The sequence below is a fragment of the Candidatus Methylomirabilota bacterium genome (genome assembly GCA_036002485.1).
Taxonomy (GTDB): Bacteria; Methylomirabilota; Methylomirabilia; order Rokubacteriales; family CSP1-6; genus AR37.
Genome location: DASYTI010000033.1, coordinates 1 through 13,558, shown reverse-complemented (window position 1 = coordinate 13,558; position 13,558 = coordinate 1). Strand labels below are relative to the sequence as shown.

At 66.7% G+C, this 13,558-nt stretch carries 13 protein-coding genes; 11 read left to right on the top strand and 2 right to left on the bottom strand.

Going from position 1 to position 13,558, the window contains the following annotated elements; all coding sequences use genetic code 11:
* Positions 1-27: 27 nt before the first annotated feature.
* Together VGT00_03630 and VGT00_03625 are read right to left on the bottom strand one after the other, a co-directional pair.
* Positions 28-1,263: an ABC transporter substrate-binding protein gene (locus VGT00_03630; GenBank protein HEV8530489.1), complete on the bottom strand. Its 1,236-nt coding sequence runs from the start codon at positions 1,261-1,263 to the stop codon at positions 28-30.
* Between the two features lie 120 nt (positions 1,264-1,383).
* Positions 1,384-2,421: a methionine synthase gene (locus VGT00_03625; GenBank protein HEV8530488.1), complete on the bottom strand. Its 1,038-nt coding sequence runs from the start codon at positions 2,419-2,421 to the stop codon at positions 1,384-1,386.
* Between the two features lie 153 nt (positions 2,422-2,574).
* On the opposite strand from VGT00_03625, the gene VGT00_03620 reads away from it, so the two are divergent.
* The 11 genes from VGT00_03620 to VGT00_03570 form a co-directional block, all read left to right on the top strand.
* Complete coding sequence (locus tag VGT00_03620; GenBank protein HEV8530487.1) at positions 2,575-3,858, top strand: ABC transporter substrate-binding protein; 1,284 nt, start codon at positions 2,575-2,577, stop codon at positions 3,856-3,858.
* Positions 3,859-3,958: 100 nt separating this feature from the next.
* Positions 3,959-4,729 carry a sugar ABC transporter permease gene (locus VGT00_03615; GenBank protein ID HEV8530486.1) on the top strand — a complete coding sequence of 257 codons (771 nt, stop codon included), beginning with the start codon at positions 3,959-3,961 and terminating at the stop codon, positions 4,727-4,729.
* An 11-nt stretch (positions 4,730-4,740) separates the two neighbouring features.
* On the top strand, positions 4,741-5,553 hold the full coding sequence (locus VGT00_03610) for a carbohydrate ABC transporter permease (GenBank protein HEV8530485.1): 813 nt from the start codon (positions 4,741-4,743) through the stop codon (positions 5,551-5,553).
* Between the two features lie 99 nt (positions 5,554-5,652).
* The gene (locus tag VGT00_03605) at positions 5,653-6,834 is read left to right on the top strand and encodes an amino acid ABC transporter substrate-binding protein (GenBank protein HEV8530484.1); all 1,182 of its coding nucleotides are present in this window, start codon (positions 5,653-5,655) and stop codon (positions 6,832-6,834) included.
* Positions 6,835-6,926: 92 nt separating this feature from the next.
* A complete protein-coding gene (locus VGT00_03600) occupies positions 6,927-7,805 on the top strand; it encodes a branched-chain amino acid ABC transporter permease (GenBank protein ID HEV8530483.1) in 879 nt (292 codons plus the stop codon).
* A complete protein-coding gene (locus VGT00_03595) occupies positions 7,802-8,722 on the top strand; it encodes a branched-chain amino acid ABC transporter permease (protein ID HEV8530482.1) in 921 nt (306 codons plus the stop codon). The genes VGT00_03600 and VGT00_03595 overlap by 4 nt, the downstream gene beginning before the upstream one ends.
* 209 nt (positions 8,723-8,931) lie before the next feature.
* The gene (locus VGT00_03590; GenBank protein ID HEV8530481.1) at positions 8,932-9,636 is read left to right on the top strand and encodes an ABC transporter ATP-binding protein; all 705 of its coding nucleotides are present in this window, start codon (positions 8,932-8,934) and stop codon (positions 9,634-9,636) included.
* Positions 9,626-11,098 (top strand): glycosyltransferase family 39 protein, encoded by a 1,473-nt coding sequence (locus VGT00_03585; protein ID HEV8530480.1) that lies wholly within the window; start codon positions 9,626-9,628, stop codon positions 11,096-11,098. The genes VGT00_03590 and VGT00_03585 overlap by 11 nt, the downstream gene beginning before the upstream one ends.
* A complete protein-coding gene (locus VGT00_03580) occupies positions 11,076-11,723 on the top strand; it encodes a class I SAM-dependent methyltransferase (protein ID HEV8530479.1) in 648 nt (215 codons plus the stop codon). The genes VGT00_03585 and VGT00_03580 overlap by 23 nt, the downstream gene beginning before the upstream one ends.
* Complete coding sequence (locus VGT00_03575; protein ID HEV8530478.1) at positions 11,720-12,436, top strand: ABC transporter ATP-binding protein; 717 nt, start codon at positions 11,720-11,722, stop codon at positions 12,434-12,436. The genes VGT00_03580 and VGT00_03575 overlap by 4 nt, the downstream gene beginning before the upstream one ends.
* Before the next feature lie 43 nt (positions 12,437-12,479).
* A partial coding sequence (locus VGT00_03570; protein HEV8530477.1) for a c-type cytochrome occupies positions 12,480-13,558 on the top strand: 1,079 nt, incomplete at its 3' end.

Here is a 13,558-nt window from a genome sequence, read left to right as displayed (position 1 = left end):
AGAAGCGGGCGGAGGCGGGAGGAGGCGTCAGCGCTTGACCGTGTTGTCCGGGAAGACGTAGTTGGTTTCGGCGTTGGACTTGGGCCAGACGTTCTGGAGCTTGCCGTCCAGCCACTGCGCGAGCACCGAATGATCGGGGGAGTAGATGTTCTGGTTCGTGTACTTGTCGCCGAGCGGGCCGGCCCAGTTCCCGAACTTGACCTTTCCGAACACGGTGGTCATGTCCGTCTTGAGCAGCGCCTGGCGGATGGTCTCGCGATCGGCGTCCAGATTGCCGCCGAGCGACGAGCGCCGCAGCGCGTCGGCGATCACGTAGACGATGGCGTAGCCTTCGACCTCGTGCTCCTTGGGCCAGATGCCGTACTTGTCGTGGAACTTCTTGTAGAACTCCTTCACGGTCGGGTCGTTGGGATTGCCCGACCACGCGGCCGAGGAGAAGACGTTCTGGCTCTGCGGCCCCAGCTCCTTGGCGAGGTCCTCGACCCCGAACCCGCCGCCGAATCCGACGAAGGCCCGCGGGGCCACCCCGATCTCCTTGGCGTGCTTGGTGAGGAGGATGGCGTCCGTGGTCGCCACCGCGACCATGAGCAGGAAGTCCGGATTGCCGGCCTTGACCTTGGTCATCAGCGGTTTGAAGTCGAGACTGTTGACCGGGTAGGCCTCGTCATTGACGATTGGCACGTTCTTGGACTTGAGGAAGGTCATGGCGGAGTTCGCGATGGTCTTGCCGAAGACCGTGTTGTCGTAGACCACGGCGGCGGACTTCGGCATGGCCCCCGGCACTTCCGTGATGAACTTGTTGAAGGCCTGCGGGTAGATGGACCCCGTGGGGTTGTTCCGGAACACCCACTCGAAGCCCTTCGAGGTGATGATGTCGGCCGACGGGTGATCGACCACGTACGGCGTCTTGAGCCTCTGGGCCACGGAGGCGATCTCCACGGCCTGACCCGAGGCGCGGCCTCCGGTGAGAACGAGTACCTTGGTCTGGGTGATCAGCTTCTCGGCCACCGTGGCGGCCAGCGCGTTCTTGGCCTGGTGGTCGTCGATGATCACCTCGATCTTCTTGCCGTTGACGCCGCCCTTGGCGTTGATCTCCTCGACGGCCATCCCGTACGCCTTCTTGAACTTGTCGCCAAACGGCGCGTCGGGGCCGGTCATGGGCTGGGGCGCGCCGATCTTGAGCGTGTCCTGCGCCGCGGCGGGTGCGGGGGCGGCGACGAGAAGCATCCCTGACACGAGGGCGAGGACAAGGAATCGTCGCATGGCCAGTGCCTCCTTGCACGGTGACTGGGTGATGGGGCTGGCAGACTCTAGAATCGCGGCGGAAGCGTTGTCAAGCGCGCTCCGGTCGCGCATCACGTCGTCGGCCGAGGACGGCGACTCTCAGGTCACGGCTCCCCGCTCGCGGCGGACGAGCCGCGCGCCCTCCACGAGAGCCCGGAGCTTTCCTCGCGCCGACTCCCGGCTGCGGGGCACCAGCCCGCAATCCGTGCAGGGAAAGAGGCGCCCGGCATCCACGTACGGGAGCGCCTTCCTGATGCGCTCGGCCACGAGGGCGGGCGACTCGACCTCCTCGGTGCCCACGTCGATGACGCCGAGGAGGATGTCCTTCCCGCGCGCCTCCGCCAGGAGGGCCACGTCGACCCCAGAGGCCGCGCACTCGACGGAGATCTGATTGATCCGCGTCTCGCGAAGCAGGGGGAGGGTGACCGCGTACTGGCCCCATTCCGTGTTCTTGTGCTTCCAGGCGAGGACGCGGGGGATTCCATAGCTGTAGCAGATATGGATGGCCGTCGTGCAGCTCACGCCGTCGATGGCCGCCTCGAGGGCCCGGATCCCCCAGGCCTTCACCTTGTCGAGGTAGATGTTGAAGCAGGGCTCGTCGAACTGGATCACGTCGGCTCCCGCCGCGGTCAGGTCGCGGGCCTCGGCGTTCAGGAGGGCGGCGAAGCGCATGGCCAGGCTCTCCTCGTCCTGGCGGTAGTGCTCGTCGAGCGTGGTGTCGACCATGGTCATGGGACCCGGCAGAGCGACCTTGACCGGGCGCCGCGTGTGGGCCTTCGCGAAGGCGAGGGCCGAGCCCATGACGGGCCCCGGTCGCGTCACCTCGCCGATGATCCTGGCCACGTCCTGCTCGGCGACGTAGCGGCCGCCCCGCGTCCGCTTTTTCCCGAGCCGTTCCGTATCGGTGCCCGTCAAGCCATCCAGGAATCCCCAGATGTAGTGCCGGCGCCGCTGCTCGCCGTCGGAGACGATGTCGAGGCCGGCTTCCTCCTGGTCGAGGAGGGCCAGGCGCACGGCGTCGTCCTGGGCCTCACGCAACCGGTCGGCCGGGGCCACCCACGGCGCGAAGAGCTGAGCGCTCGGATCGGCGAGCCAGGATGGCTTGGGAAGGCTGCCCGCGAGCGTCGTCCTCAGCATGGCCGGGCCACAATAGCGGGGCCCGCGCGATCAGTCAATTCACATATCACCAACAAATCGCGTGGGAGAACCCGCGCTATAATCCCGCTGCATCGCGGCCGCGGCAGCCGTCTGCTCCAGAGAGCCACCCAAGACCAGAGGAGGCACAAGAAGATGAGACGAGCGCTGGCCCTGCTGATGATTGCCGGATTCCTCGGCGCGGCCGGTCCGGCCGCGGCCCAGGGCCCCGTCGTGGCCCAGTTCTGGTATTCCTTCGGGGGCACGAACCGCGAGGTCACCGAGGCCCACATCAAGCGGTTCAACGAGTCGCAGTCCAAGTACAGGATCGAGGGGACCTTCCAGGGCGACTACTTCGAGGCCCTGGCCAAGATCCGCGCCGCCGCGGCGACCAAGACCGCGCCCGCCACGTTCCACGTGATCGGCGAGGCCATCCCGCAGCTCGCCGCCTCCGGGCTCTTCGAGAACCTCGAGCCCTACGCCAAGGGTCCGAACGGCGCCAACCTCGAGGACTACCTGCCCGGGCAGACCCAGCACACCTATTTCGATTACCTGGGCAAGCCGGCGGCGCCGCTCATGGCGCTGCCCTTCTTCCGCTCGACGCCCATCCTCTACTACAACGCCGACATGCTCGCGGCCAAGGGCGTGAAGGTGCCGGCCACGTGGGACGAGCTGCGGGATGCGGCGGCCAAGCTCACGGTGCGCGAGGGCGGCGAGACCAAGACGTACGGCTTCGAGGTGCCGGTGGACTGGTGGTTCTGGTACGCGCTGCTCCACGAGGCGGGCGGCTCGCTGCTGACGCCCGACGGCAAGAAGGCCGCCTTCCGCGACAAGGGGACGGAGGCTCTCCAGTTCTGGGTGGACCTCGTCAACAAGGACAAGACGATGAAGCGGCCGCCGGGCAAGGACTACAACGCCTGGACCGTCACCAACACCGATTTCATCAACGGCCGGGCGGCGATGATCTTCACCTCGACGGCCTTCCTCAACTACATGACCGAGAACGCCAAGTTCAAGCTCGGCACCGCCTTCCTGCCTGGGAAGGTCAAGCAAGCGGTGCCCACGGGCGGGACTTTCTTTGTCATCGCCCGAGACGCGCCCCCGGCCCAGAAGGAAGCCGGCTGGGCCTTTCTCAAGTGGATGACCGAGCCCGCGCAGACCATCTCGCTGTCGAAGGCCACCGGCTACATGCCGATCCGCACCTCGGCCGTCAACTCGCCCGAGATGCAGGCCTTCTACAAGCAGAACCCGAACTACAAGACCGCCATCGACCAGCTCCGGACGGCGCAACGCTTTCCGTACACGCCCGCGCTGATCGAGATCCAGCGGGAAGTGATCCAGCCGAACCTCGAGGCCGCGGTGCTCGGCATCAAGACCGCGGCGGAGATCATGCAGGCGGCAGAGGCCAAGGCCAACGAGATACTCGCCAAGCAGCAGTAGGCGGGCGCGCGCGGAGGCGCGGCTGGGGTACGCCCTGGCCGCGCCCTCGCTGCTGCTCTTCGCCCTCGTCTACCTCTATCCGGTCGCCTACTCGGCGTGGGTGAGCCTGTACGAGTGGGACCTCGTGATGCCCGCGCGCTGGGTGGGCGCCGCGAACTACCGCGCGCTCGTCTCCACGGAGTTCTGGGAGGTCGTCACCAACACCGTCAAGTACTCCCTGGGAGTGGTGGTGCTGTCCCAGACGCTGGGGCTCGTTTTGGCGGTGCTTCTGAACGACCGCACGCGCCTGGGCGCGCTCTTGCAGGCGTCGATCTTCAGCTCCTACGTCGTCTCCTGGGTCGCGGTGTCCCTGCTCTGGATCTGGCTGCTCGACCCGCAGTACGGCCTGGTCGCCTACGTGCTTCGGCTCGTCGGCCTGCGAGGCGTGAACTGGCTCGGCGACCATCGCTGGGCACTCTGGACGCTCGTGCTCGTCACCGTGTGGAAAACGGTGGGCTACCCGATGGTGATCTACCTCGCGGGCCTGCAAGCCATTCCCGGCGACCTCTACGAGGCGGCGGCGCTCGACGGGGCGGGCGGCTGGCAGCGCTTCCGCCACATTACGTGGCCGCTGCTCACTCCCACCACCCTCTTCCTCGTGGTCACCCTGACGATCACGAGCTTCCAGGGCTTTGACATCGTGAAGATCATGACCCAGGGCGGCCCCGTCACCGCGACGATGATCTACGTGTACTACATCTACGAGCAGGCCTTTCAGTACTTCAAGCTCGGCAAGGCGTCGGCGGCGGTGGTGCTCTTCTTCATCGTGATCGTGGCGCTCACCTTCGCCCAGTGGCTGGCCTTCCGGCGCCGCGTCCACTACCTCACGTGAGCGGGCGCCGCGTGTCGATCCGCGCGCTCACGCTCGCCGCGCTCGCGCTGGTGGCGCTCATCGAGGTCTTTCCCTACGTGTGGATGGTCAGCACGTCGCTCAAGGACATGGCCGGCGTGACCCGGTTCCCGCCCGCCCTCTGGCCCGCCCCGCCCCACTGGGAGAACTACGCCAAGGCGTGGGCCTCGGGGCCGTTCCTGCGCTACGCCGTGAACAACGCGATCCAGACCGTGGGTATCGTCGTTTGCCAGCTCTTCTTCGGCTGTCTGGCGGGCTTTGCCTTCAGCAAGCTGCGCTGGAGCGGCCGGGATGCGTGCTTCCTGATCGTGATCGCCTGCCTCATCGTGCCGCCACAGGTGCGCTTCGTGCCGCTCTACATGCTGTTCAGCAAGCTCGGGCTGCTCAACACGTATGCTTCGCTCATCGTGCCCTACGCGGTCTCCGCGCTCGGGACCTTCCTGATCCGCGATGCCTTCCTGCAGGTGTCGGACGACATCGTGGACGCCGCCCGCGTCGACGGCGCCGGCACCTTCACGATCATCTTCCGCGTGCTGGCGCCGATCGCGCGGCCCACGCTCGTGGCCTTCTCGCTGTTCAGCGTGGTCTACCACTGGAACGACTTCTTCTGGCCGCTCGTCATGACGACCAGCGAGGCGGTGCGCACGCTGCCCATCGGCGTGGCCATGCTGCGCGAGGAGGGCACCGGCGATCGCTGGCACGTCATCATGGCGGGCAGCATGTTCGTGGTGGCCCCCGTGCTGGCGGTCTTCATCGTGGCCCAGCGTCACATCATTCGCGCGTTCACCTTCACGTCGCTCAAGTAGCCGCCCGCGGAACCTTGACAGGTCACGGCAAGTTTGCTAGAAGAAAGGGCATTTCGAGCTGTCCCCGGTCCATTTCCGGACCACTCGAGGAGGACTCTGATGACCATACCGCTGGGGAAACTCGTGGGCGCCGCCGCCGTGGCGCTGGCGCTTTTCGCCGCATCCGAAGCGCACGCGCAGGCCCCGATCAAGATCGGCGCATCGCTGTCGCTGACGGGCACCTATGCCCAGCCCGGCACGTACCAGAAGGAAGGGTACGAGCTGTGCGCGGAGCACTTGAACGCCAAGGGAGGGTTGCTGGGGCGCAAGGTCGAGTTCGTCTTCTACGACGACCAGTCCATGCCGGCCACCGGCGTGCGCCTCTACGAGAAGCTGATCACCGAGGACAAGGTGGAAGCGGTGATGGGGCCGTACTCCTCACCGATCACGGAGGCGGTGGCCAACGTGAGCGAGAAGTACCAGAAGGTCATGGTCTCGCCCCTGGCCGCCACCACGTCCATCTTCAAGAAGGGACGCAAGTACATCTTCATGGTCATCTCGCCCGCGGAGGCGTACCTGGAGGGGCTCATCGACATTGCCGCCAAGCGCGGGCTCAAGACCGTGGCCATCCTGAACGAGGACACGCTCTTCACCAAGGCGTCCGCGACGGGCGTGGCCGAGATCGCCAAGAAGAAGGGGATGCAGGTGGTCTTCCAGGAGGCGTACCCGAAGGGCAACACCGACTTCTCGGCGCTCCTGACCAAGGTCAAGGCGGCGAACCCCGACGTGATCGCGGCCTCCACCTACTTCGATGACGCCGTGGCCATCACCCGCCAGATGAGGGAGCTCAACGTCAACGCGAAGATGTACGGGGTGACGGTGGGCGGCGACCTTCCCAAGTTCTACGAGCTGCTCAAGCAGAACGCGGAATACGTCTATGGCTCGACGCAGTGGGAGGCCACCCTGCCGTATCCGGGCCAGAAGGAGTTCGTCGACTCCTACCAGAAAAAGTTCGGGCGCGAGCCCGTCTATCATTCGGCGGCCGGGTATGCCGGCTGCATCATCTACGCGGAAGGCGTCAAGCGCGCGGGCACCCTGGACTCCGACAAGGTGCGCGAGCAGCTGCTCAAGCTGGAGACGCGGACGTTCTTCGGCGACTACAAGGTGGACCCGGACGGCTTCCAGGTCGCCCACAAGATGGTCATGTTCCAGTGGCAGGACGGCAAGAAAGCGACGGTATGGCCGGATGACCTGGCCGGCGGCAAGGCGCGCTTCCCCACTCCCGCGTGGAATCAACGCTGACCACAGGATCGTTTGGCTCACCACAGGCAGGGCGCCCGCCGGAGCTCCGGCGGGCGCCGGCTCGTTAGGGCCTTCTCGACGCGCGAGGCTCCATGACTGTCGTCATCACCCCCACCATGATCGGCCAGGTGGTCATCTCGGGCCTCCTGGCCGGCTCGCTCTATGCGATGGTGGCCCTGGGCCTGGGGCTCATCTTCGGCGTCATGCGGGTGCTCAATGTGGCCCATGGACCGCTCCTCATGCTGGGCGCCTACACCACGTTCTGGCTCTTCCACTGGGTCGGGCTCAACCCGTATCTCTCGCTGCTCGTGTCCATGCCGGCGCTGTTCGTGGTGGGCGTCGTCCTCCAGCGCCTCCTCGTGCGACGGGTGGTGGACGCCCCGGAGCTGTCTTCCCTGCTCCTCACCTTCGGCGTCTCCATCGCCATCGTCAACCTGACCCAGCTCGCCTTCACCTCCGATCTGAGGTCCGTGGAGTACCTCACGGGATCCTTCGTCCTGGGGCCCTTCGCATTCTCCAAGTCTCGCGTGATCGCCTGTGCCTTTGCCCTCGTAATCACCGCGGGCGCCTTCTATTTCTTGCAAAAGACCCGTCTCGGCAAGGCCGTCCGCGCGGTGTCCCAGAGCCGGGAGGGCGCCCAGGTCTGCGGGATCAACGTGCAGGGGATTCACATGCTGGCCTTTGGCGTCGCGGCTGCCCTCGCGGCTGCGGGCGGCACCTTGATCGCCGTGATGGTGGCCATTCAGCCCGAGATGGGACAGGTCTACACCTTCAAGTCGTTTCTGGTGATCGTGCTGGGCGGAGCCGGCAACTACCCGGGCGCGCTGCTGGGCGGCCTGCTTCTCGGCCTCATCGAGCAGCTCTCTTCGCTGTTCCTCACCACCCAGGTCAACGAGGCGGTCGCCTATATCCTGCTCGTCCTGGTGCTGCTGGTGAGGCCCACGGGCCTGCTCGGGGGGCGCTCCTCGTGAAGCGCGGGTTCTTCGTCGGGCTCGCCGTCGTGCTGTTCGCCCTCGCGCTGTACCCGATGCAGGGCACGGGCTATGGCGTCCGCACCATGCTCCAGCTCTTCATGTGGATAGCGCTGGCTCAATCCTGGAACCTGATCTCGGGGCTCACGGGGTACGTGTCGTTCGGCCACGTGGCCTTTTTCGGCATGGGCGCGTATAGCACGGGCATCCTGATCACGCGACTCGCATGGCCGTGGCCCCTGGCCGCCCTGGCCGGCGGCGTCATGGCCATGGTGCTGGCGCTGGTGATCGGCTGGCCATGCCTCAGACTCAAGGGGCCGTACTTCGCCATCGCCATGCTGGGACTCAATGAGGTTTTACGCGTGATCGTGTCCTACTACGAGGGGCTCACGGGCGGCGGGAGCGGCCTCTCCCTGCCCACCCTCCACGCGAGCGTGCCGATCTACTATGCGATGGGTCTGGTGGCGCTCGCCGTCACCGGGCTCACCTACGTGATCATCACCTCCCGCTTCGGCCTGCGTCTCATGACGATCAGGGAGGATGAGGTGGCGGCCGAGGCGATGGGCATCGATACCTTCCGCTACAAGCTCTACGCGTTCCTCCTCTCGGCGGTGGGGCCCGGGATAGTCGGCGGGCTGGCCGCGCGGGACCAGGGCTACATCGAGCCCACCAGCGTCTTCCCCCTCATCACGACGATCACCATGATCGTGATGGCCCTCTTTGGCGGCAAGGGGACCATCTGGGGCCCCGTGCTGGGCGCCATCCTCCTGTTCACCTTCCAGGAGCTGGTGTGGGCCCGCTTCATCTACCTCCACCAGCTCCTCTTCGGCGCCATCATCGTCGCCGTCGTCCTCCTCATGCCGCGGGGCATCCTCGGCGTCCTCCAGCAGAAGTACAACCTCCCCCGCACCATCTAACGAATGTCTTCTTGCAGCGGTTCGTCGGCTCGCGGCGGCGAGTGGGGCAGGGGGCATCCCCCGTGGACCCGTATCTTCTGCGCGCTGGCGAAGCGCAAGACTAGAGTCTCGTGGCCCCTTACGAGACGACGCAGCGGGTTGCGAGTCAGCGTGGTCCACGGGGGATGCCCCCTGCTCCATTCGCCGCACTGCCGGCACGCACTACGCTGATGCCGCCCATCCTCGAGGTGGACCGGGTCCTCAAACGCTTCGGCGGCGTCACCGCCGTGGATCGCGTATCGCTCAGCCTCGAGCCCGGCCGCATCTACGGCCTCATCGGGCCCAATGGCTCGGGCAAGACCACGCTGTTCAACTGCATCACCGGCATCGAGCCGCGCGACGAGGGCGAGATCCGCTTCAAGGGACGGCGGATCGACGGCCTCAAGCCGCATCAGGTCTTTCACGAGGGCATCGGCCGCACCTTCCAGATCATCCGGGTCTTTCCCGAGCTGACCGCGCTCGAGAATCTCCTCGTCGTCACCACCAATGACTATGCCCCGGCCCGCGCTCGCGCCGAGGAGCTCCTCCGCTTCGTCAAGCTCGAGCGGCTCGCCGGGGAATACGCGGGCAATCTCTCCTACGGGCAGCAGAAGCTGGTGGAGTTCGTCCGGGTGCTCATGACCGACCCGGACCTCATCCTGCTCGACGAGCCGGCGGCGGGGGTCAACCGCACCCTGCTCAACGAGCTCCTGGACGCCGTGCGGCAGCTGCGCGACCGGGGCAAGACCGTGCTCCTCGTGGAGCACGACATGAAGGTCGTCATGGGACTCTGCGAGACGGTCTTCGTCCTCGACCACGGCGAGAAGCTGGCCGAGGGCCCGCCCGGCGTCATCCAGACCGACGAGCGAGTGATTGAAGCCTATTTTGGCCGCTAGCGCCGGGCTTGCCCTCTATCTCGGCTGGCTCTCGCGGGGCTGGCCGCTCATCCACGACGCCCCCCTCATGCACTATGTCGCCTGGCTCACCACCCAGGGCCTCGTGCCGTACCGCGACGTCTTCGACATGAATCTGCCCGGCATCTACCTGATCCATCTGGCCGTGATCAAGACGCTGGGCGAAGGGAGCCTGGCCTGGAGGCTCTTCGATCTCAGCTGGCTCGCCGCTACGGCGGTGGCGCTGTGGGGATACTGCCGGCGAATGGGCGACGACTGGAGCGGGCTGGGCGCCGCGCTGCTCTTCATTCTCTATCATCTCGCCGGGGGCGCGTGGCGGGTGGGCCAGCGCGATTTTCTGCTCGCCCTTTGCCTTGTCCTCGCGGCCTGGGGCGTGGCGCGCGGCTGGGAGACGGGCGGAGCGCTCGCGCCGCTGGTGTGGGGCGGCCTCGCCGCGGGCGCCGGTATGACGATCAAGCCCCATGTGGCGGGCTTCTGGCTCGCCTGCGCGCCCATCGTGCTCCTGGGCTCGCGTCGAGGGGGCCGCTCGACATTCGCCGCGGTGGCGGTGTGGATGGGCACCGGGCTCGCGGCGCCCGCCCTGGTCCTCGGCTGGCTCGCGATTCGCGGCGGGCTCGGGCCCTTCGCCGCCATCGCGACGGAGTATGTTCTGCCGCTCTACAGCCGCGTAGGAGGAGAGTCGATCTGGCAAACGATGCGCGGGCATGCCTATGGCTGGCAGATCTGGACCTGCCTCGTGGCCCTCACCCTCGTGGGCGCAGCGTATCGCATCGCGGCGCCGTACGGGATCAGGCGCGCCCTCGCCGTCCTGGGGGCGGTGTATGGCGGCTGGCACTTCGCGAGCCAGGGCAAGGGGTGGGAGTATCACCTCTATCCGCTGGCCGTCTTTCTCTGCGCTCTTGGCTCCGTGGCGCTGGCCCCCGCTTCTCCGGCGACGCCGCGTCGGTGGGACGTCGCGCCGCGCCTGTCGCGCGCGGCGAGCCTGGGCCTCCTCGTGATCGTCGTGGCTCTTCTGGGCGTCAAGGGCGTGGACGCGGCCGATGCGCCCTGGATCGCCGCCAAGGAGCGGCGCGTCTCGGCCCTGGTGCGCGATCTCGAGCCGCTCGTGGTCCCGGGGGAAACCGTGCAGGTAATGGATGTGACGGAGGGCGGAATTCACGCGCTCCTGCGCCTGCACCTTCGCCAGCCCACGCGCTTCCTCTACGACTTCCATTTCTTTCACGACGAGGGAGACCCGCGCATCCAGGCCCTTCGCGCCGAGTTCGCGCACGGTCTCGAGGAGGGGCGGCCCGCGGCCGTGGTGATCTTCCGCGACACGTGGCGCCGCGCCGGCTATGCTCGGCTGGACGCCTGGCCGGCCGCCGCGCGCGTTCTTCAGGGCGACTACCGCCTGGCCGTGGAGGGCGACGGCTATCGGATCTATGCGCAGCGAGTCCGTTCTTAGAGTCATCCGCGCTTACGACGATTGGATCGTCCGCGGCTACTGCTGGGGGCGCTTCTGGATCCTCCGCCAGCGCTTTCTGGACGAGATCGGCCAGTATCTGCCCGTGCGTGGGCGCGTGCTCGATCTCGGCTGTGGATTCGGCCTCTTCTCGCTCTACTACGCCAGCGTGCTGCCGGAGGTCAGGCTTCAGGGGCTCGACCGCAATCCGCGCCGAATCGCCATGGCGCAGGCGGCGGCGCGGCGGCTCGGCCTCGCCAATGTCCGCTACGACGTGGGCGACGTCATGGATTTTCGTGGCGGGGAGGGGTTCGACGCCGTCTACATGCTCGACATCGTGCACCATATCCCGGTGGAGGCCGTCCGGCCTCTCCTCGAGCAAGTGGCCAAGGTCCTCCCGCCCGAGGGGATGCTCGTGATCAAAGACGTGGATCGCACGCCCGCCTACAAGCGGTGGTTCACCCTGATCCTGGACAAGATCATGGACCCGGCTACCCCCGTCCACTACTGGGAGGCGGGCGAGCTCACCGCGCTGCTGAGCGATATCGGCTTCGGCGTTCGCCGCCATCTCATGGTGGACATCCTGCCGTATCCCCATGTCCTCTACATCTGCCGGCGCGAGCCATGAACCCCATCCTTCTGCAGGCTCAGGGGCTGACGGCCGGCTACGGCAAGATGCCCATTCTCCACGATGTCTCCCTCGAGGTACGCGTGGGCGAGATGGTCAGCGTCATCGGGCCCAATGGCGCCGGCAAGTCGACGGCGCTCAAGAGCATGGTCGGCTTCGTGAAGGTCACGACCGGCCGCGTCCTCTTCGACGGCCAGGAGATCACCGGGCTGCGTCCCGATCAGGTCCTGCCGCGGGGCCTCGCCTACGTGCCGCAGGGGCGGATCGTCTTTCCGCAGATGACCGTGCTGGAGAACCTCGAGATGGGCGGTTATATCGAGCGCGATGGGCGCCGCCTCCGCGAAGCCCAGGAGCAGGTCTTCGGCCTCTTTCCCATCCTGAGCGAGCGGCAGCGTCAGAAGGCCGGCACCATGTCGGGCGGCGAGCAGCAGATGGTGGCCATCGCCCGCGCCCTGATGACTCGTCCCAAGCTCATCCTTCTCGATGAGCCGTCGCTGGGGCTCTCTCCCAAATTCGTCTCGCTGATCTTCGAGAGGCTCATGGCCATGAAGCAGTCGGGCTATACCCTCGTGGTGGTGGAGCAGAATGCGGCCAAGGCGCTGGCCGTGGCCGATCGCGGCTATGTCCTCGAGCTCGGCAGGAACCGCTTCGAGGGAGCCGGCGCCGCGTTGCTGGCCGACCCCGAAGTGAAGCGTCTTTACCTCGGCGGCTAATTTCTGTATCGTGTACCGGGTTTAAAGGAGGAGAGAAACTCGAATGGATCGTTTCTTGCGGCCTTCCGCCGCGGCCGGCCTCGTCATTGCGGTCGCTTTCATCGCGCTGCTGGCCGGGTTCCCGAGCTTGGCCGCCAGGATCACCGCCAATCGCGTTCAGGCCGCCACCGCGCCCTCCGACCCCAAAGCGGGCTCCGCTGACTCTTCAAAGAAGGTCGAGCGCGCCGGCGGTGGGCCCGCGGCTCACATGGACAAGGCCATCCTCGAGCGGGGCAAGCAGACCTACGCGCAGTACTGCGCCTCCTGCCATGGCGACACGGGCCAGGGCGATGGGCCGGGCGGCGCCAACCTTCCGATCAAGCCGCAAAACCTCACGCTCGGGCTGGTGATGAACCCGCTGCCTGATCACTTTCTGCACAAGATCATTGCCGATGGGCCCCAGGTGGTCGGGTTGTCTGCGCTGATGCCGCCCTTCAAGCCGCAGCTGGGAGATCGTCAGATCAACGAGGTCATCGCGTATATGCGCACCCTGGCCAGTCCGCCGTACGAGCCGGAGCGGGTGCTGCCGGTGGCGGAGAAGCGCGAGGGCCCCGTCCAGCCCATCCTGTTCAGCCACGTCATCCACGCCGGGTCGTACCGGCTGGACTGCCAGTACTGTCACACGGGCGCCCGGCGAAGCAGCGCGGCCGGGCTGCCGTCGGTGGAGCGATGCATGGGGTGCCACAAGATCGTGGCCGCCCAGGGCAACGAGCAGGTCCAGAAGCTTCACGCGTACTGGGAAAAGCAGCAGCCCATCCCCTGGGTGCGCATCTTCAAGATTCCCGAGCACGCGCAGTTCCCGCACAAGAATCACATCGCGGCGGGGCTCCAGTGCCAGACCTGCCATGGGCGCATCGAGGCCATGGAGCAGGTGCATGCCAAGACGGGGCAGAACATGGTCAATGATCTGGCCAACCTCTCCGGGATGCCGATACCGCCGACGAAGCTGACCATGGGCTGGTGCGTGGAGTGCCATCGCGCGGTGAACGAGAAGGGCGTGCAGGCGGTGCAGCCCGTGGCCGCCGCGTGGGGCTCGGCGCCCAGGCCGCCGACGGCGGATGACAAGAAGCCGCGCAAGGCCCC

Coding starts and splice junctions, on each gene's coding strand:
- VGT00_03575 (HEV8530478.1), top strand. CDS start 11,720: ATGAACCCCATCCTTCTGCAGGCTCAGGGGCTGACGGCCGGCTACGGC.
- VGT00_03630 (HEV8530489.1), bottom strand. CDS start 1,263: ATGCGACGATTCCTTGTCCTCGCCCTCGTGTCAGGGATGCTTCTCGTC.
- VGT00_03605 (HEV8530484.1), top strand. CDS start 5,653: ATGACCATACCGCTGGGGAAACTCGTGGGCGCCGCCGCCGTGGCGCTG.
- VGT00_03600 (HEV8530483.1), top strand. CDS start 6,927: ATGACTGTCGTCATCACCCCCACCATGATCGGCCAGGTGGTCATCTCG.
- VGT00_03590 (HEV8530481.1), top strand. CDS start 8,932: ATGCCGCCCATCCTCGAGGTGGACCGGGTCCTCAAACGCTTCGGCGGC.
- VGT00_03580 (HEV8530479.1), top strand. CDS start 11,076: ATGCGCAGCGAGTCCGTTCTTAGAGTCATCCGCGCTTACGACGATTGG.
- VGT00_03625 (HEV8530488.1), bottom strand. CDS start 2,421: ATGCTGAGGACGACGCTCGCGGGCAGCCTTCCCAAGCCATCCTGGCTC.
- VGT00_03620 (HEV8530487.1), top strand. CDS start 2,575: ATGAGACGAGCGCTGGCCCTGCTGATGATTGCCGGATTCCTCGGCGCG.